17 protein-coding genes are annotated in these 18474 nt (G+C 41.3%); 16 read left to right on the forward strand and 1 reads right to left on the reverse strand.

Going from position 1 to position 18474, the window contains the following annotated elements; all coding sequences use genetic code 11:
* Window positions 1-22 precede the first annotated feature (22 nt).
* From HMPREF9180_RS02690 to rpmH, 4 genes are all read left to right on the forward strand, one after another.
* On the forward strand, window positions 23-1372 hold the full coding sequence (locus HMPREF9180_RS02690; protein ID WP_025168583.1) for a glucose-6-phosphate isomerase: 1350 nt from the start codon (window positions 23-25) through the stop codon (window positions 1370-1372).
* 130 nt (window positions 1373-1502) lie between these two features.
* On the forward strand, window positions 1503-2963 hold the full coding sequence (gene gltX / locus HMPREF9180_RS02695) for a glutamate--tRNA ligase (RefSeq protein WP_025168584.1): 1461 nt from the start codon (window positions 1503-1505) through the stop codon (window positions 2961-2963).
* Window positions 2964-3389: 426 nt separating this feature from the next.
* Window positions 3390-4604: a pyridoxal phosphate-dependent aminotransferase gene (locus HMPREF9180_RS02700; RefSeq protein WP_025168585.1), complete on the forward strand. Its 1215-nt coding sequence runs from the start codon at window positions 3390-3392 to the stop codon at window positions 4602-4604.
* Between the two features lie 145 nt (window positions 4605-4749).
* The gene (gene rpmH, locus HMPREF9180_RS02705) at window positions 4750-4884 is read left to right on the forward strand and encodes a 50S ribosomal protein L34 (protein WP_000831905.1); all 135 of its coding nucleotides are present in this window, start codon (window positions 4750-4752) and stop codon (window positions 4882-4884) included.
* A gap of 181 nt (window positions 4885-5065) precedes the next feature.
* On the opposite strand, the gene HMPREF9180_RS02710 is transcribed toward rpmH, so the two are convergent.
* Window positions 5066-6910 carry an APC family permease gene (locus HMPREF9180_RS02710; protein WP_006144853.1) on the reverse strand — a complete coding sequence of 615 codons (1845 nt, stop codon included), beginning with the start codon at window positions 6908-6910 and terminating at the stop codon, window positions 5066-5068.
* A 245-nt stretch (window positions 6911-7155) separates the two neighbouring features.
* On the opposite strand from HMPREF9180_RS02710, the gene HMPREF9180_RS02715 reads away from it, so the two are divergent.
* The 12 genes from HMPREF9180_RS02715 (at window position 7156) to HMPREF9180_RS02770 (ending at window position 18352) form a co-directional block, all read left to right on the forward strand.
* A complete protein-coding gene (locus tag HMPREF9180_RS02715) occupies window positions 7156-7932 on the forward strand; it encodes a TatD family hydrolase (RefSeq protein ID WP_006144854.1) in 777 nt (258 codons plus the stop codon).
* Window positions 7929-8492: a ribonuclease M5 gene (gene rnmV, locus HMPREF9180_RS02720; RefSeq protein ID WP_006144855.1), complete on the forward strand. Its 564-nt coding sequence runs from the start codon at window positions 7929-7931 to the stop codon at window positions 8490-8492. The genes HMPREF9180_RS02715 and rnmV overlap by 4 nt, the downstream gene beginning before the upstream one ends.
* A gap of 132 nt (window positions 8493-8624) precedes the next feature.
* Complete coding sequence (locus HMPREF9180_RS02725; protein ID WP_006144856.1) at window positions 8625-10052, forward strand: SseB family protein; 1428 nt, start codon at window positions 8625-8627, stop codon at window positions 10050-10052.
* Window positions 10053-10138: 86 nt separating this feature from the next.
* The gene (locus HMPREF9180_RS02730) at window positions 10139-10855 is read left to right on the forward strand and encodes a hypothetical protein (protein ID WP_006144858.1); all 717 of its coding nucleotides are present in this window, start codon (window positions 10139-10141) and stop codon (window positions 10853-10855) included.
* A gap of 12 nt (window positions 10856-10867) precedes the next feature.
* Complete coding sequence (rsmA, locus tag HMPREF9180_RS02735) at window positions 10868-11740, forward strand: 16S rRNA (adenine(1518)-N(6)/adenine(1519)-N(6))-dimethyltransferase RsmA (protein ID WP_006144859.1); 873 nt, start codon at window positions 10868-10870, stop codon at window positions 11738-11740.
* A gap of 1 nt (window position 11741) precedes the next feature.
* On the forward strand, window positions 11742-12620 hold the full coding sequence (gene rsgA / locus HMPREF9180_RS02740) for a ribosome small subunit-dependent GTPase A (RefSeq protein WP_025168586.1): 879 nt from the start codon (window positions 11742-11744) through the stop codon (window positions 12618-12620).
* 10 nt (window positions 12621-12630) lie between these two features.
* A complete protein-coding gene (gene rpe / locus HMPREF9180_RS02745; protein ID WP_025168587.1) occupies window positions 12631-13287 on the forward strand; it encodes a ribulose-phosphate 3-epimerase in 657 nt (218 codons plus the stop codon).
* A complete protein-coding gene (locus HMPREF9180_RS02750; protein WP_006144863.1) occupies window positions 13250-13912 on the forward strand; it encodes a thiamine diphosphokinase in 663 nt (220 codons plus the stop codon). The genes rpe and HMPREF9180_RS02750 overlap by 38 nt, the downstream gene beginning before the upstream one ends.
* Window position 13913: 1 nt before the next feature.
* The gene (locus HMPREF9180_RS02755; protein WP_006144865.1) at window positions 13914-15170 is read left to right on the forward strand and encodes a DNA recombination protein RmuC; all 1257 of its coding nucleotides are present in this window, start codon (window positions 13914-13916) and stop codon (window positions 15168-15170) included.
* A complete protein-coding gene (locus tag HMPREF9180_RS02760; RefSeq protein ID WP_025168588.1) occupies window positions 15160-16101 on the forward strand; it encodes a 3'-5' exoribonuclease YhaM family protein in 942 nt (313 codons plus the stop codon). Before HMPREF9180_RS02755 ends, HMPREF9180_RS02760 begins: the two co-directional genes overlap by 11 nt.
* Before the next feature lie 100 nt (window positions 16102-16201).
* Window positions 16202-17026, forward strand: coding sequence for a pur operon repressor (purR, locus tag HMPREF9180_RS02765; RefSeq protein WP_006144868.1), 825 nt, complete (start codon window positions 16202-16204; stop codon window positions 17024-17026).
* Window positions 17027-17098: 72 nt separating this feature from the next.
* Window positions 17099-18352, forward strand: a complete 1254-nt coding sequence (locus HMPREF9180_RS02770; protein WP_006144869.1) for a diaminopimelate decarboxylase — start codon at window positions 17099-17101, stop codon at window positions 18350-18352.
* Window positions 18353-18474 lie beyond the last annotated feature (122 nt).

The raw sequence follows: 18474 nt of genomic DNA on the forward strand, positions 1-18474 counted from the left end.
GAAGAAATTTTGGAGGAATACTATGTCACATATTAAATTTGATTATTCAAAAGTATTAGACAAATTTGTTGCACCACATGAAGTGGAATATATGCAAGCACAAGTTACAGCAGCAGACGAATTAATCCGTAAAGGAACTGGTGCTGGTAGCGACTTCTTGGGTTGGTTGGACCTTCCTGAAAATTACGACCGCGAAGAATTTGACCGCATCTTGAAAGCTGCTGAGCAAATTAAAGCAGACAGCGATGTTTTGGTCGTGATTGGTATCGGTGGATCATACCTTGGAGCGAAAGCGGCCATCGACTTCTTGAACCACCATTTTGCAAACTTGCAAACAAAAGAAGAACGCAAAGCGCCACAAATCCTTTACGCTGGAAACTCAATCTCATCAACTTACCTTGCTGACTTGGTAGAGTATGTTGCAGACAAAGACTTCTCAGTAAACGTGATTTCTAAATCTGGTACAACAACTGAACCAGCCATCGCTTTCCGTGTCTTCAAAGAACTCTTGGTGAAGAAATACGGACAAGAAGAAGCTAACAAACGTATCTATGCAACTACTGACCGCCAAAAAGGTGCTGTTAAAGTTGAAGCAGATGCGAACGGTTGGGAAACATTTGTAGTTCCAGATGACATCGGTGGACGTTTCTCAGTATTGACAGCCGTTGGTTTGCTTCCAATCGCTGCATCAGGTGCAGATATCAAAGCCCTTATGGAAGGTGCAAATGCTGCTCGTAAAGACTACACATCAGACAAACTTTCTGAAAACGAAGCTTACCAATACGCAGCAGTTCGTAACATCCTTTACCGTAAAGGTTATGCTACTGAAATCTTGGTAAACTACGAGCCATCTCTTCAATACTTCTCAGAATGGTGGAAACAATTGGCTGGTGAGTCAGAAGGGAAAGACCAAAAAGGTATTTACCCAACTTCAGCTAACTTCTCAACAGACTTGCACTCATTGGGTCAATTTATCCAAGAAGGAACTCGTATCATGTTTGAAACAGTTGTACGCATTGACAAACCACGTAAGAACGTGATCATCCCTACTTTGGAAGAAGACCTTGACGGACTTGGTTACCTTCAAGGTAAAGATGTTGACTTTGTAAACAAAAAAGCAACAGACGGTGTTCTCCTTGCCCACACTGATGGTGACGTGCCAAACATGTACGTAACACTTCCTGAGCAAGATGCCTTTACTCTTGGTTACACTATCTATTTCTTTGAATTGGCAATCGCCCTTTCAGGTTACTTGAATGCGATCAACCCATTTGACCAACCAGGTGTTGAAGCATACAAACGTAACATGTTTGCCCTTCTTGGAAAACCAGGATTTGAAGAATTGAGCAAAGAACTAAACGCCCGTCTATAATAGAATAAAAAGAGTGGGGAAACCACTCTTTTTTGCTTTTTCTCGAAAAGAGAAATTGGACTCTGGCAAGACTTGTGATATAATAAAGAGAGCAAAAAGGCAGATGCCTAGAGACTTTATAGGAGAAGATATGTCAAAAGATATTCGTGTGCGTTATGCACCAAGTCCAACAGGACTACTACACATCGGAAATGCCCGTACAGCATTGTTTAACTACTTGTATGCGCGCCACCATGGTGGAACTTTTATTATTCGTATCGAGGATACTGACCGTAAGCGCCACGTTGAAGACGGAGAACGTTCACAGCTGGAAAATCTTCGTTGGTTGGGGATGGACTGGGATGAAAGCCCTGAAACGCATGAAAACTACCGCCAATCAGAACGTTTGGAACTCTATCAAAAATACATTGACCAACTCTTGGCAGAAGGAAAAGCCTACAAATCTTACGTAACCGAAGAAGAATTGGCAGCAGAACGTGAACGTCAAGAAGCAGCGGGGGAAACACCTCGCTACGTCAATGAATATCTTGGCATGAGCGAAGAGGAAAAAGCAGCATATATCGCAGAACGTGAGGCGGCAGGGATTGTTCCGACCGTTCGTTTGGTAGTTAATGAGTCTGGTATCTACAAATGGCATGATATCGTTAAAGGAGATATCGAGTTTGAAGGTGGTAATATCGGTGGCGATTGGGTTATCCAAAAGAAAGATGGCTACCCAACGTACAACTTTGCTGTTGTCATTGATGACCACGATATGCAGATTTCTCACGTTATTCGTGGAGACGACCACATCGCTAACACACCAAAACAACTCATGGTTTATGAAGCGCTTGGATGGGAAGCACCAGAGTTTGGTCACATGACCTTGATCATCAACTCTGAAACTGGTAAGAAGTTGTCTAAACGTGATACCAATACCCTTCAATTTATCGAAGACTATCGTAAAAAAGGTTACCTTCCAGAAGCGGTCTTTAACTTTATCGCTCTTCTTGGTTGGAACCCTGGTGGAGAAGACGAAATCTTCTCTCGTGAAGAACTCATCAAACTCTTTGATGAACACCGCCTCAGCAAGTCTCCAGCAGCCTTTGACCAAAAGAAATTGGATTGGATGAGCAACGACTATATCAAGAATGCAGATCTTGAAACAATCGTAGCAATGGCTAAACCATTCTTAGAAAAAGCAGGTCGTTTAACTGATAAGGCTGAGAAGTTTGTAGAACTATACAAACCACAAATGAAATCAGTCGATGAAATCGTTCCATTGACAGATCTATTCTTTGCAGACTTCCCAGAGTTGACAGATGCAGAAAAAGAAGTCATGGCAGGAGAAACAGTACCAACAGTATTGGAATCTTTCAAAGCGAAATTGGAGGCTATGTCTGACGAAGAGTTTGTGGTAGAAAATATCTTCCCACAAATTAAAGCGGTTCAAAAAGAGACTGGTATCAAAGGAAAAAATCTCTTTATGCCAATTCGGATTGCAGTTTCCGGAGAAATGCATGGTCCAGAATTGCCAGAAACTATTTTCCTGCTTGGTCGTGAAAAATCAATCCAACACATTGAAAGCATGTTGGAAAAAATCGCAAAATAGCATCTTAAAAAGAGCTCAAATATTGAGTTCTTTTTATATGTATACTTGTTTGAAAATGCAAAGATTTTAGTGTATAATATGAATTGACAGGGTAAGGAAATAAGTTAGTGAGATGGTATTTTTACAACTAGACTCGGCTTAGTCTAAACATTATTCCTAATGTTAGTGAGTCTACTTATTTTTTCTTTGCGTTTTGCTGGATAAGAGAAGCGATTCTTTTGTCTATGCAGTTACTATCCATTATGATGACTTTGTTTTCGATCTAGAGAGTTTCTCTACTCTTTCTTCTCCAAATACAGAAAGAAATCGACCTTGCTCTGTTACCTTGCGTTAAGCAAGGTTTTTTTGAGGAAAAGCGCTAGGAAATTTACGATTTCGTTTTGGAGTGGTATAATATTAACTATCCTGATGAATAGAGGAATTCAAATGAAAGAATTTAATAAATCAATCAAATTAGAACATGTGGCTTATGATATTCGTGGTCCAGTTTTGGAAGAAGCTATGCGCATGCGTGCAAATGGAGAAAAAATTCTCCGTTTGAATACAGGAAACCCAGCCGAGTTTGGTTTTACAGCACCAGATGAGGTGATTCATGACCTAATTATGAATACGCGTGATAGCGAAGGTTATTCAGATTCAAAAGGGATCTTTTCAGCTCGTAAAGCGATCATGCAATATTGCCAACTGAAAAATTTCCCAAATGTAGGTATCGATGATATCTACCTTGGAAATGGGGTTAGTGAGCTGATTGTCATGTCTATGCAGGGGCTTTTGGACAATGGCGATGAAGTCTTAGTTCCTATGCCTGACTATCCTCTCTGGACGGCTGCTGTCAGCTTGGCCGGAGGAAATGCCGTGCACTACATCTGTGATGAAGAAGCTGAATGGTATCCAGACCTAGATGATATCAAGTCTAAGATTAGTTCAAATACCAAGGCCATTGTGTTGATCAATCCGAATAATCCAACGGGGGCCCTCTATCCCAAAGAACTCTTGCTAGATATTATTGAGATTGCTCGTCAAAATGACCTGATTATCTTTGCGGATGAAATCTACGATCGTATGGTCATGGATGGGAATGTCCACACATCAGTAGCAAGTTTGGCTCCAGATCTTTTCTGTGTTAGCATGAATGGTCTCTCTAAATCTCACCGTATTGCTGGTTTCCGTGTGGGTTGGATGGTCTTGTCTGGACCTAAACATCATGTAAAAGGCTACATTGAAGGTCTCAATATGCTTTCAAATATGCGCCTTTGTTCAAACGTGCTTGCCCAACAGGTCGTTCAAACCTCACTTGGTGGTCACCAATCTGTAGATGAATTACTCTTGCCAGGCGGTCGTATCTACGAGCAACGAAACTTTATTTACAATGCCATTCAAGATATTCCAGGTTTGTCAGCCGTCAAGCCTAAGGCTGGTCTTTATATCTTCCCTAAAATCGATCGAGATATGTATCGAATTGAAGATGATGAGCAATTTGTGTTAGATTTCTTGAAACAAGAGAAAGTGCTTTTGGTACACGGACGAGGCTTTAACTGGAAAGAACCAGATCATTTCCGTATCGTTTATCTTCCTCGTGTCGATGAGTTGGCACAAATCCAAGAGAAGATGACTCGCTTCTTGAAACAGTATCGTAGATAAGGCTTTCATGGCAAAAAAAGCTGGAAACATTTGTCAGAGCTATTGACAAATAGGTAAGAATCAGATAGAATAGTAAAGTATGTTTAGTAACTGATCACTTTATAGCCGGCTAAACGAATACAAAATCTATGAGGAGGTATTCATCGTGAAACGTACTTATCAACCAAGTAAACTTCGTCGTGCGCGCAAACACGGATTCCGTAACCGTATGTCAACTAAAAACGGTCGTCGCGTATTGGCAGCTCGTCGTCGCAAAGGACGCAAAGTTTTGGCTGCATAATCCAAACAAATGAAACAAAGAAGTCAGTAGGAACTCGAGCCTACTGACTTTTCTGTTGTTTCATAATGGAATTTTCCAATATAGTTGGTTTAGGGTGAAAGTTTAAGATGATGAATTGGAAAGATTGCATATAGGAAAAGCCTAAAATCAGATAATTAAATCTCTGATTTTGGGCTTTTTGTTATTCTTTCAAATGATAAGAATAGCTAGCAACGACGACATCTTCGTGCCATCTGAGTGCGTATTTGAGCTTGAGGCTCATTTGGTTATGGAGAATATTTTGCCAAGGTTTGTTAGGGATAAACTGAGGAACTAATACTGTTACGGTACAGTTTTTCTTCTTGGCTTCCATAGAGACTTTCTTGACATATCTAACAGTAGGAGTGATGATATCACGATAGCTAGTATGGATATTTTTCAAAGAAATAGTTGGGAAATAATGGGTAAATTCTTGTAAAATTTCTTGGTCTTTTTCTGCGGTCTCTTTCGTAGAGATATGCATGGCCAACACTTGATCACCGATGCTTTGTGCATAGTTAATGGCTCCAACACTCACTCGAGTGACATTCCCCACCAACACAAGGACGATATTGCCATCGTATGTTCGTTTTTGGATTCCTTCATATAGTCGAAGTTGTTTCGCAACATTTTGATAATGGCGATTGATGGCCAAGAAGAGTAGGGTAAGCACGAGGATAATTGGGAAGAAAGGCCAAATATCACCGATTCTGAAGAGGAGTAAGATGAGGACAATAGCGTAACAAATAATAGCGCCGAGGATATTTGCAAAGGCAGATTTCAAAAAATGAGCGCCCTTGACCTTTCTCCAGTGATGGACCATTCCCGTTTGTGAAAGAGCAAAGGGAACGAATACACCGATTGTATAAAGAGGAATAAGTCGTTCGGTATTCCCATTAAAGATGAGAAGAAGGATAATGGCACCAAAGGCAAGTGTTAGGATACCATTGGAGTAGCCAAGACGGTCTCCTTTTTCCATGAAAAGATGGGGCATGTATTTGTTTTTCGCCATGTTGTATGACAACATTGGAAAGGCTGAAAATCCAGTATTAGCAGCGACTGCTAGAATAAGAGCCGTTGAAAATTGGAATAGATAATAGGCCATTTGACCGAATGCAGAATCTCCTAGGATTCCTCTAGCCATTTGCGAAAGGATTGTTTCACCATGTTGAGGAGTGATTCCCATCCAGTAGTTCAAGAAAGTGATTCCTGCAAATAAGAATCCAAGAATGAGAGACATAATGGTTAATGTCTGTGCAGCATTCTTTTCTTTTGGAACCTTGAAAAATGGAACAGCATTTGAGATGGCTTCAACCCCTGTTAGAGAAGCAGAACCGCTGGTGAAAGCTCTCAGGATAAGAACGATAGAGAGACTTGGAACAGCTTGACCGATAGCCGAAGTTGCGTGATAGCTGAGATTCCCCGTCAATAGCTGGAATATTCCGTAAAGTAATAAGAATACAGTGCTTAGGATAAAGAGGTAGACAGGAATCATAAGGGAACTAGCAGACTCCCTCAATCCCCGAAGATTTAGAAGCATGAGGATGCAGACTAAAAAGATTGAAATATGTAAATTATAGGGGTGGAGAAGAGGAATCGCTGCGGTTATGGCATCAGCACCTGAGGAGACGGATACCGCAACTGTTAGCATATAGTCAACCAAAAGGCTACCACCTGCAATTAAACCCAATTTAGGGGAGAGATTCTCGCGTGTTACCATATATGCGCCACCACCCTGAGGATAGGCGTGAATGATTTGACGATAAGAAATTGTTAAACTGGCAAGTAGCAAAAGAACGAAAACGCCAATAGGAAGGCTCCACCAAATAGCGAGCGGAGAGAGACTGGTTAAAACGAGAATAACTTGCTCAGGTCCATATGCAATGGAAGAAAGTGCATCGCTGGATAACATAGCGAGAGCTTGTAGTTTTCCGAGAAGGCCACCTTCTCCCTCTGTAAGTGATTTAAGAGGACGACCGATAAAGGTCTGTTTTAATTTAAGAAACATAAGATCTCCCTTTGTTTAGAATTTTAAACAAGTGATATTATACTGCTTTGAGAAGATATAGTCAAGGGAGAATGGTACTTGATGCCTTGTATACAGGCGCTTTTGTCTAGTTTGTGCTCTCGCTCTTGGATAAAAGGAGCTCTGTCCCTCTATGATTAGGCCTTTTATAGGAAGGAACTATTCTTTTCCAAAGAAAGAGGCTCGATTTTTTGGTATAATAGGAAAAGAAAAAGAGGATAGAAATCATGATTTTTGATACACATACCCACTTGAATGTGGAAGAATTTTCAGGAAGAGAAGCAGAAGAAATAGCCTTAGCCGCTGAAATGGGCGTGACGCGAATGAATATTGTTGGTTTTGATAAACCGACCATTGAGCGTGCCTTGGAACTGGTAGATAAGTATGATCAACTCTATGCGACTATTGGATGGCATCCGACAGAAGCAGGAACCTATACAGAGGAGGTTGAGAATTACCTGTTGGAAAAACTAAAACATCCAAAAGTTGTTGCCTTGGGTGAGATTGGTTTGGACTATCACTGGATGACGGCGCCTAAAGAAGTACAGGAACAAATTTTCCGTCGTCAGATTCAGCTATCTAAGAATTTGAATTTGCCTTTTGTAGTCCACACCCGTGATGCGTTAGAAGACACCTATGAGATTATTAAGAGTGAGGGCGTTGGTCCTCGAGGTGGGATTATGCACTCATTCTCAGGTTCTCTAGAGTGGGCTCAGAAGTTTGTGGAGCTTGGCATGACCATTTCCTTTTCAGGAGTGGTGACCTTTAAAAAAGCGACAGATGTTCAGGAAGCAGCTAAAGGACTTCCTTTGGATAAGATTTTGGTAGAGACGGATGCGCCATACTTGGCACCAGTACCCAAGCGTGGTCGTGAAAATAAGACAGCATACACGCGCTATGTAGTAGACTTTATCGCAGATTTGCGTGGCTTAACGACAGAAGAAATAGCTGCTGCGACAAGTGCCAATGCTGAACGAATCTTTGGATTGGAACGTAAATCATGAAAGAGAAAATTTCCCAAGTCCTCGTAGTTGAAGGACGCGATGACACGGCCAATCTCAAACGTTATTTTGATGTGGAGACCTATGAGACTCGTGGATCTGCTATCAATGAACAGGACCTTGAACGAATCCAACGTCTACACCAACGTCATGGGGTGATTGTCTTTACAGATCCTGATTTTAACGGGGAACGCATTCGTCGGATGATTATGACGGCTATTCCGACAGTTCAACACGCCTTCCTCAAGCGTGATGAGGCAGTTCCTAAGTCCAAGACCAAGGGACGTTCTTTAGGAGTCGAACACGCCAGTTATGAAGACTTGAAAACAGCACTAGAACAAGTGACAGAGCGGTTTGAAGCAGAAAGTGACTTTGATATTAGCCGTAGTGACTTGATTCGGTTAGGATTTTTGGCTGGAGCAGATAGTCGAAAACGTAGAGAATATCTAGGAGAAAACCTTCGTATCGGTTATTCCAATGGCAAGCAACTTCTCAAGCGATTGGAATTATTTGGGATCAGTTTGGCTGAAGTTGAAGATGCCATGAAATCTTATGAGGATTGAGAAACTCCCCAAAATGTAAGGGGAATATGATACAATAGAAGTAATCATAAACGGTTTAATCAGGCTTGGTAGCAAGCATTAGAAAAGTGACTCCATAGAAATTGTGCTAAGTGGAGATGATGAGGAAAAGTTATGGGAATCTTTGATTTTTTAAAAAAGACAGAAGCAACAAAACCTACTAAAACAACTGAATCCAATAAGGAAGCAGAAGAGGCGAAAGGCAATGCTTGCGTAGGTGTTCTAGATTTGTTCCAGATGAAGGAAACGAACCAATTATTAATTGTTGGGAGTCTAGAAGGTAGTATCAAGGTTGGAGATCAGTTGCAGTTTTGCAATCCCGACCAAGGAATGGAAAGTCTTGGTACTGTAGAGGTTAAAAAACTCAGCAGTCAAAACAAAGATGCAGATAGTCTAACTGATGAAGTTCTTGCCCATCTAGTGGTTGATAGGATTCCTTCTTTGGATAAACTGAAAAAAGGAAGTGTGCTCTTTAGTTCAGGTATTGAGGAAGAGCAAAAATTATCTAGCTATTCAGATGCTCTTTATCGTGCTTTTGTAGCCATCCAAGAGGGTCAGTTAACAAATGAAGACTATTTGGCAGCTAGCCTTGATGACAGCGTAGAGATTTTACGTCTCTTTTTATGGGAGTGCCGTCAAAATCAGGAAACTGAAAGTGAAGAAAGCTATCAAGCCAACACTCGTAAGCTAGAACGCCTAGCAGCTATCGTTAAGGATAAGTTGTTAGCAGCAGATTCGATTTACGCGGTCTTTTCAGAAAAAACGGGTGAACCATATCTCTTTTCGACGACTTATGATAGAGGTGAAGAGGGCTATCTCTGTTCAGACCCGATGATTATGCTATATACACCACGTTGGTATCACCAGTTTAAGGAAACCATTGATAGCCGACCAAATTCAGTTGTGAAACTGATTGAAAATACAGCAGATAAAAAAGGAATTGAGAATTTTCTTGGGACTGCCTTTTACTTAAACGGAGCTTTGGGAGCAACCTTTAATACCAAGGAAGTCAGCATCAGTGCTTCTGTTTTGGTTCAGAAACCAGATTTTTCGAACCTGCCAGAGATACAAGTTCCTGTCATGAATCCGGATATTGTAAGATGGATGCTGTTGATGGGGCAGATGGATAAGCCCACGACAGAAGACGAAGAAGTCATATATAAGCTCTATTATAAATTCTTCTCAGCAGCCATGCCAAAAGCCAAACTCCTCATTCCTTTAAATGCTACTTCAGGTTTCCCAGATAAGAATCAGGGAGTCAACTCCTTTGTATTGAAAGAAGACGCCAAGTTCAGCATTCCAGTTAGAGAAGGAAAAGATGGCCGAAACTCCGTGCAGGTATTTACTGATTGGAAACGTCTGAGAATGGTCTTTGATGAACAGTGGAACGGCATGATTGAAGAAGCAGGCGGGATGATTGCCTCTTTTGACTATGCTATCAATGCAACTGAGTATTATAAGGCAGGTGCCTATGTCAGTGAAAAGACATTTAGAGAGATGCAAAAGCTTAGTGAGGAGCTAGAAGGAAGAACTCAAGATTAGGAAGTTACTTTGCATAAAAAAATGTAAAATTTTTCAATTCTTGCTTGAACTACTAGATATCTTCAAAGATTTTGAAAGGGAACGATATGGCAAATAGAAGCTATATTTATTTAAAAAACGGGGATGAAACTCGTATTCTAACAGAGGGAATTTACACGATACCCTATTTTTGGCAATTGTTTTGGGATGAAGAAGATTTAAGAGCTCCCATTTCTCTCTGGAAAACAGCAGAAAAACTCGAAGAAGATGAAGAGCAAGCAGAAAAGTTTTATCAAGAGCAGAATGTAGATATTTTGCTTCCTATTGAGAAATTTCAGCAACATGCCCTCCAAAATCGCTCTTTTTTAGAAGAAAATGCCCCGCAAGCCTTGCAACTATATGATGCCTTTGTTCGCTATATTCTTGCAAATGTCAAAGACGGTGATGTGCTTGGATTTGATGTTTTAGAAGTTATCTTTATGGATCAAGTATCCACAGCTTCTGATAAACTGTTAAAAAACATACGAGCTATTCGAGAAAATCAACCAAAAGATTTGGACTTTTCTCTAACGGATAAGAACATAATCGGCCTTGCTATGGGGTTTCCTGATTATTATGCCTCAGAATTATTGCCAGAAGACAATATTCTAGCCTCAGTCGCCTATCAAGATGAATTGAATAAAACGAACCCTCAAGATGATAAGCAAGGAGACGATTTGACTGGAGCCGATACAAAAGCGAACAAGTGGAGGAATGGTATAGTATATTTATTTATACTTGCACTAGTAATTAGGTTGATTTTTTATATGATGGTTAAGAGATAGAAAAGAGAATACATGAGAATTGCAGATTATAGCGTGACCAAGGCAGTGCTGGAGCGTCACGGTTTTACCTTTAAAAAATCCTTCGGGCAAAATTTCTTGACCGATACCAATATCCTTCAAAAAATTGTGGATACGGCTGAAATTGATGACCAGGTCAATGTCATCGAGATTGGGCCAGGGATTGGTGCCCTGACTGAGTTTTTAGCTGAGCGTGCGGCCCAAGTCATGGCCTTTGAGATTGACCACCGTTTGGTACCAATTCTGGCAGATACCCTGCGTGATTTTGACAATGTGACCGTAGTCAACGAGGACATTCTAAAAGTTGACCTAGCGCAACATATCCAGAATTTTAAAAACCCTGACCTGCCTATTAAGGTAGTAGCCAACTTGCCTTACTATATCACGACTCCTATTCTCATGCACTTGATTGAAAGTGGCATTCCTTTTAGTGAGTTTGTGGTAATGATGCAAAAAGAAGTGGCAGATCGTATCTCTGCTAAGCCAAATACCAAGGCATACGGCAGCTTGTCGATTGCAGTTCAGTATTACATGACAGCCAAGGTTGCCTTTATCGTACCTCGTACGGTCTTTGTACCAGCGCCAAATGTGGACTCAGCTATCCTGAAAATGGTACGCCGTCCAGAACCTGCGGTAGCAGTAAAAGACGAGAACTTCTTCTTTAAGGTTTCCAAGGCTAGTTTTACCCATCGTCGCAAGACCTTGTGGAATAACTTGACAGGCTACTTTGGCAAGACTGATGAAGTCAAGGATAAGTTGACCAAGGCTCTGGACCAAGCAGGTCTGTCGCCATCTGTGCGTGGTGAAGCTCTTGGCTTAGAAGAATTTGCCAGTCTAGCCGATGCGCTTAAAGGACAAGGACTCTAAGATGCAAGGACAAATCATTAAAGCCTTGGCCGGCTTCTACTATGTGGAAAGTGATGGTCAGATTTATCAAACACGCGCGCGTGGGAATTTTCGTAAAAAAGGTCATACCCCCTATGTTGGAGATTGGGTAGATTTTTCTGCAGAGGAAAATTCCGAAGGTTATATTCTCAAGATTCACGAGCGAAAAAATAGTCTGGTTCGTCCACCCATTGTCAATATTGACCAAGCCGTTGTCATTATGTCCGTTAAAGAGCCGGATTTTAATAGCAATTTGCTGGATCGCTTCTTGGTTCTCTTAGAACATAAGGGCATTCATCCTATCATCTATATTTCCAAAATGGACTTACTGGAAGATGGGGGAGAACTGGATTTTTACGAGCAGACCTACCACGCTATTGGTTATGACTTTGTGACTAGTAAAGAGGAACTCTTGCCTCTGTTGACAGATAAAGTGACAGTCTTTATGGGGCAGACAGGTGTTGGAAAGTCAACTCTCCTCAATAAAATCGCACCAGATCTCAATCTAGAGACGGGTGAAATCTCAGATAGTCTGGGGCGCGGTCGTCATACCACTCGAGCTGTTAGTTTTTACAATCTCAATGGTGGAAAAATCGCAGACACACCAGGTTTTTCATCGCTAGATTATGAAGTATCGACGTCAGAAGACCTGAATCAGGCCTTTCCAGAGCTTGCCTCTGTCAGCCGAGACTGTAAGTTCCGTAGCTGTACTCATACTCATGAGCCATCTTGCGCGGTTAAGCTAGCAGTAGAAGAAGGTACCATTGCTACCTTCCGTTTTGATAACTATCTACAATTCCTCAGTGAGATTGAAAATCGTAGAGAAACCTATAAAAAAGTCAGTAAAAAAATTCCAAAATAAGGAGAAACCCATGTCACAATACAAGATTGCTCCGTCAATTTTGGCAGCAGATTATGCCAACTTTGAACGTGAAATCAAACGCCTAGAAGCAACTGGGGCAGAATACGCCCATATCGATATCATGGATGGTCACTTTGTACCTCAGATCAGCTTTGGTGCAGGTGTAGTCGAAAGTCTTCGACCTCATAGTAAGATGGTCTTTGACTGCCACTTGATGGTAGCTAATCCAGAGCATTATTTAGAAGATTTTGCGCGTGCAGGAGCTGATATCATCAGCATTCATGTTGAAGCAACACCTCACATCCATGGCGCTCTTCAAAAGATTCGTTCTCTCGGTGTTAAACCTTCGGTGGTCATCAATCCTGGTACACCTGTCGAGGCCATTAAACATGTCCTTCATTTGGTTGACCAAGTATTAGTCATGACGGTTAACCCTGGATTTGGTGGGCAAGCCTTTTTACCAGAAACTATGGACAAGGTTCGTGAGTTGGTTGCCCTACGCGAGAAAAAAGGCTTGAATTTTGAAATTGAAGTGGATGGCGGGATTGATGACCAGACTATTGCTCAAGCCAAAGAAGCTGGTGCTACAGTCTTTGTAGCCGGTTCTTATGTCTTTAAGGGAGATGTCAATGAACGAGTGCAAGCTCTCAGAAAACAACTGGACTAACGTTGCAGTTTTTGCAGGCGGAGATCGTGGTCACTATCGGACAGATTTTGACTGCTTTGTTGGTGTGGATCGAGGCTCACTTTGGGTACTAGAGGAAAATCTTCCTCTTGCTATTGCGGTTGGGGATTTTGATTCTGTGACTGTAGAAGAGCGCCAAGTAATTAAAAAATGTGCTCAGTACTTTATTCAAGCCCAGCCAGAAAAGGATGATACAGATCTGGAACTGGCACTTTTAACGATTTTTGAACAAAATCCTCAAGCTCAGGTCACTATTTTTGGTGCACTAGGTGGTCGTATTGACCATATGCTGGCTAATGTCTTTCTGCCTAGCAATCCTAAATTGGCGCCCTTTATGCGTCAAATAGAGATTGAGGATGGGCAAAATTTGATTCGTTACTGTCCAGAAGGGACCAGTCAGCTAGAACCACGTTCGGACTATGATTACCTTGCTTTTATGCCTGTGAGGGATAGTCAGTTGACCATTGTCGGAGCCAAGTACGAACTGACTGAGGAGAATTTTTTCTTTAAGAAAGTTTACGCTTCTAACGAATATATAAATAGGGAAGTTTCGGTGACTTGCCCAGATGGCTATGTGGTCGTACTGCATAGCAAGGACAGGAGATAGGATGGAGATTGTATTACTACTGTTATTAATTGCTAACCTAACCGGCCTCTTTCTCATTTGGCAAAGGCAGGACAAGCAGGAGAAATACCTGACCAAAAGTTTAGAAGACCAGGCAGATAACCTTTCAGACCAGTTAGATTATCGATTTGAACAAGCGCGACAAGCAAGCCAGCTGGACCAAAAAAATCTAGAAGTGGCTGTTAGCGACCGTTTGAAGGAGGTGCGAATCGAATTGCACCAAGGGCTGACTCAGGTTCGGCAAGAGATGAATGAGAACCTCCTCCAAACCAGAGATAAGACCGACCAACGCCTCCAAGCCTTGCAAGAATCAAATGAGCAACGTTTAGAGCAGATGCGCCAAACGGTTGAGGAAAAGCTAGAAAAGACCTTGCAGACACGTTTGCAAGCCTCCTTCGAGACAGTTTCTAAACAGTTGGAGTCTGTCAATCGAGGTCTGGGAGAAATGCAAACTGTTGCGCGAGATGTTGGTGCGCTAAATAAAGTTCTTTCCGGAACTAAGACCCGAGGTATTCTAGGAGAATTGCAACTGGGACAGATTATTGAAGATATCATGACGCCTGCCCAGTATGAACGAGAATTTGCAACGGTTGAAAATTCCAGTGAGCGAGTCGAGTACGCCATCAAGTTGCCTGGCCAAGGTGATCAGGAATATGTGTATCTGCCGATTGACTCTAAGTTTCCACTGGCAGCTTATTACCGCCTGGAAGAAGCCTATGAGGCAGGTGATAAGGATGAAATCGAAAATTGTCGCAAATCTCTCCAAACGAGCATCAAGCGTTTTGCCAAAGATATCAAGAGCAAGTACATAGCGCCACCAAGGACGACCAATTTTGGAGTTTTGTTTGTTCCGACAGAAGGTCTTTACTCAGAAATCGTTCGAAATCCGATTTTCTTTGATGGTTTGAGACGAGAGGAGCAGATTATTGTTGCGGGGCCAAGTACCTTGTCAGCCCTTCTTAACTCCCTATCAGTTGGTTTCAAGACCCTTAATATCCAAAAGAGTGCGGACCATATTAGTCAGACTCTAGCCAACGTCAAAACCGAATTTGCTAAGTTTGGTGGGATTCTGGTCAAGGCACAAAAGCATCTCCAACATGCCTCTGGCAACATTGATGAATTGTTAAACCGTCGTACTACAGCTATCGAGCGAACGCTCCGTCATATTGAGTTATCGGAAGATGAGCCTACGCTTGACTTACTCCAGTTCCAAGAAGATGAGGAAGAATATGAAGATTAGTCACATGAAGAAAGATGAGCTATTTGAAGGATTTTATCTAATCAAATCAGCTGACCTGAGACAAACACGTGCTGGGAAAAATTACCTAGCCTTTACCTTCCAAGATGATAGTGGCGAGATTGAAGGAAAACTCTGGGATGCCCAACCTCATAATGTAGAGGCTTTTACTGCAGGGAAAGTTGTTCACATGCAGGGTCGTCGTGAGGTGTACAACAACACTCCACAGGTTAATCAAATCACCCTTCGCCTACCTCAGCCTGGCGAACCTAGTGATCCAGCAGATTTCAAGGTTAAATCCCCAGTAGATGTCAAAGAAATCCGTGAGTATATGTCACAGATGATTTTCAAAATCGAAAATCCCATTTGGCAACGAATCGTCCGGAGTCTTTACACTAAATATGATAAGGAATTCTACTCCTATCCGGCCGCTAAGACTAATCATCATGCTTTTGAGAGTGGTCTGGCTTATCACACAGCGACTATGGTTCGCTTAGCAGATGCAATTGGTGATATCTATCCTCAGCTCAACAAAAGTCTTCTTTATGCGGGCATTATGTTGCATGATCTGGCTAAGGTTATTGAGTTGAGTGGGCCTGAGCAGACAGAATATACCGTTAGAGGAAACCTTTTAGGTCATATTTCTTTGATAGACAGCGAAATCATCAAAACTGTTATGGAACTTGGCATTGATGATACTCGAGAAGAAGTAGTGCTCTTGCGTCACGTCATTCTCAGCCACCACGGTTTGCTCGAGTATGGTAGTCCTGTTCGCCCACGTGTGATGGAGGCAGAAATTATTCATATGATTGACAATTTGGACGCCAGTATGATGATGATGACGACAGCTCTTGGGTTAGTGGATGAAGGAGAAATGACCAATAAGGTCTTTGCCATGGACAATCGTTCCTTCTACAAGCCAAAATTAGACTAGAAACTAAAAAATGGACTTTATTTGAGTAATAAAGTTCGTTTTTTCTCATGATTGTGATATAATAGAAAAAATATGAAATGAATGGAACGGTAAAAAAATAATGAAATTAAGACGAAGTGATAGGATGGTTGTGATTTCAAATTACCTGATCAACAACCCCTATAAACTAACAAGTCTCAATACCTTTGCGGAAAAGTATGAATCTGCTAAATCTTCGATTTCAGAAGATATTGTCATTATCAAGCGAGCCTTTGAAGAAATTGAAATCGGCCATATCCAGACAGTTACAGGTGCTGGTGGTGGAGTTATTTTCACACCATCAATCTCCACCCTCGAATCAAAAACAATTATCGAAGAGCTTCGCGATAAACTTTCAGAGAGCGACCGTATTCTTCCAGGTGGCTATATCTATTTATCTGATCTACTTAGTACCCCAGCTATTTTAAAAAATATTGGTCGTATTATTGCTAAGAGTTTTATGGATCAAAAGATTGATGCTGTTATGACTGTTGCAACAAAAGGGGTTCCGCTTGCAAATGCGGTAGCAAATGTTCTCAACGTACCATTTGTAATTGTCCGTCGTGACTTGAAAATCACTGAGGGTTCAACTGTGAGTGTCAACTACGTTTCAGGTTCTAGTGATCGTATTGAAAAAATGTTCCTTTCAAAACGTAGCCTCAAAGCAGGAAGCCGTGTCTTGATTGTCGATGACTTCTTGAAGGGTGGAGGAACCATTAACGGGATGATCAGCCTTTTAGCAGAGTTTGATTCAGAGTTAGCTGGAGTAGCCGTCTTTGCTGATAATGCGCAAGAAGATCGTGAACAACAGTTTGACTATAAATCCCTCTTGAAAGTCACAAATATTGATGTGAAGAACCAACAAATTGCTGTTGAAGTCGGAAATATTTTTGACTCAGTAAAATAAGAATTGACTTAAAATACAAAGGTTGGAACTTTCGTCCCAGCCTTTCTTTAGTAAAGGATATAAAGGAGTCCTATGAAAACACCATTTATAAATCGTGAAGCTTTAGAAAAAATCGTTCAAGAATTTCCAACTCCTTTTCATCTTTACGATGAAAAAGGAATTCGAGAAAAGGCGCGTGCAGTAAACAAAGCCTTCTCTTGGAATAAGGGATTTAAAGAATATTTTGCAGTTAAGGCTACCCCAAATCCAACTATTTTAAAAATCTTACAAGAAGAGGGATGTGGAGTTGATTGCTCGAGTTACGTAGAATTGTTAATGAGTCATAAACTCGGTTTTTCAGGTTCTGAGATGATGTTCTCATCTAACAATACTCCCGATAGAGAATACACTTATGCACACGAATTGGGTGCAACTATCAACCTCGATGCGTTTGAGGATATTGAACATTTAGAGCGTGCTGCGGGAATCCCAGAAGTGATTTCTTGTCGCTATAATCCTGGTGGAGTATTTGAACTAGGAACAGACATCATGGATAATCCTGGTGAAGCAAAGTTTGGGATGACCAAGCAACAGCTCTTTGATGCCTATAAAATTCTAAAGGATAAGGGTGCCAAAAGATTTGGGCTTCATTCCTTCCTAGCTTCCAATACAGTTACGCATCTTTACTACCCGGAGTTAGCGCGTCAATTATTTGAGTTAGCTGTTGAGGTTAAAGAAAAATTAGGAATCTCACTTGAATTTATCAACTTATCTGGAGGTATTGGAGTCAATTACCGACCAGAGCAAGAGCCTAATGATATTGCTTTGATTGGTGAAGGAGTTCGCCAGGTTTATGAAGAAGTTTTGACACCAGCAGGCCTTGGTCAAGTCAAAATCTTCACAGAATTAGGACGCTTTATGCTAGCGCCTCATGGTGTATTGGTTACAAGAGTTACCCATAAAAAGAAGACCTATCGTACATATCTAGGAGTAGATGCCTCAGCTGTCAATCTGATGAGACCAGCTATGTATGGTGCTTATCATCACATTACAAATATGATGCATCCAGATGGTCAGACTGAAGTGGTAGACGTGGTTGGTTCACTCTGTGAAAATAATGATAAATTTGCCGTCAATCGCGAACTTCCACATACAGAAATTGGTGATTTATTAGTGATTCATGACACAGGCGCCCATGGTTTTTCTATGGGTTACCAGTACAATGCTAAACTTCGTTCGGCAGAGATTCTCTTTACCGAAGAAGGAAAAGCCAAGGAAATTCGTCGAGCAGAGCGCCCAGAAGATTATTTTGCGACCTTGTATGGGTTTAATTTTAACAAAGAATAGAAGAATTTTTGAAAATCATGAAAGTTGAAAGTGAAAAACAGATTGTTTACTAAAAAATAGACAAAATCTATTGTTTTTCCTTTCAAGCGTGATATAATAAAATTATAAAACGGTTTCAAGGA

It is taken from the genome of Streptococcus peroris ATCC 700780 (genome assembly GCF_000187585.1).
GTDB classification, from domain to species: Bacteria; Bacillota; Bacilli; order Lactobacillales; family Streptococcaceae; genus Streptococcus; species Streptococcus peroris.

Coding starts and splice junctions, on each gene's coding strand:
- HMPREF9180_RS02725 (WP_006144856.1), top strand. CDS start 8,625: ATGGGAATCTTTGATTTTTTAAAAAAGACAGAAGCAACAAAACCTACT.
- HMPREF9180_RS02755 (WP_006144865.1), top strand. CDS start 13,914: ATGGAGATTGTATTACTACTGTTATTAATTGCTAACCTAACCGGCCTC.
- HMPREF9180_RS02700 (WP_025168585.1), top strand. CDS start 3,390: ATGAAAGAATTTAATAAATCAATCAAATTAGAACATGTGGCTTATGAT.
- HMPREF9180_RS02690 (WP_025168583.1), top strand. CDS start 23: ATGTCACATATTAAATTTGATTATTCAAAAGTATTAGACAAATTTGTT.
- purR (WP_006144868.1), top strand. CDS start 16,202: ATGAAATTAAGACGAAGTGATAGGATGGTTGTGATTTCAAATTACCTG.
- HMPREF9180_RS02730 (WP_006144858.1), top strand. CDS start 10,139: ATGGCAAATAGAAGCTATATTTATTTAAAAAACGGGGATGAAACTCGT.
- HMPREF9180_RS02715 (WP_006144854.1), top strand. CDS start 7,156: ATGATTTTTGATACACATACCCACTTGAATGTGGAAGAATTTTCAGGA.
- rpe (WP_025168587.1), top strand. CDS start 12,631: ATGTCACAATACAAGATTGCTCCGTCAATTTTGGCAGCAGATTATGCC.
- rsmA (WP_006144859.1), top strand. CDS start 10,868: ATGAGAATTGCAGATTATAGCGTGACCAAGGCAGTGCTGGAGCGTCAC.
- HMPREF9180_RS02710 (WP_006144853.1), bottom strand. CDS start 6,910: ATGTTTCTTAAATTAAAACAGACCTTTATCGGTCGTCCTCTTAAATCA.
- HMPREF9180_RS02750 (WP_006144863.1), top strand. CDS start 13,250: ATGAACGAGTGCAAGCTCTCAGAAAACAACTGGACTAACGTTGCAGTT.
- HMPREF9180_RS02760 (WP_025168588.1), top strand. CDS start 15,160: ATGAAGATTAGTCACATGAAGAAAGATGAGCTATTTGAAGGATTTTAT.
- rsgA (WP_025168586.1), top strand. CDS start 11,742: ATGCAAGGACAAATCATTAAAGCCTTGGCCGGCTTCTACTATGTGGAA.
- HMPREF9180_RS02770 (WP_006144869.1), top strand. CDS start 17,099: ATGAAAACACCATTTATAAATCGTGAAGCTTTAGAAAAAATCGTTCAA.
- gltX (WP_025168584.1), top strand. CDS start 1,503: ATGTCAAAAGATATTCGTGTGCGTTATGCACCAAGTCCAACAGGACTA.
- rnmV (WP_006144855.1), top strand. CDS start 7,929: ATGAAAGAGAAAATTTCCCAAGTCCTCGTAGTTGAAGGACGCGATGAC.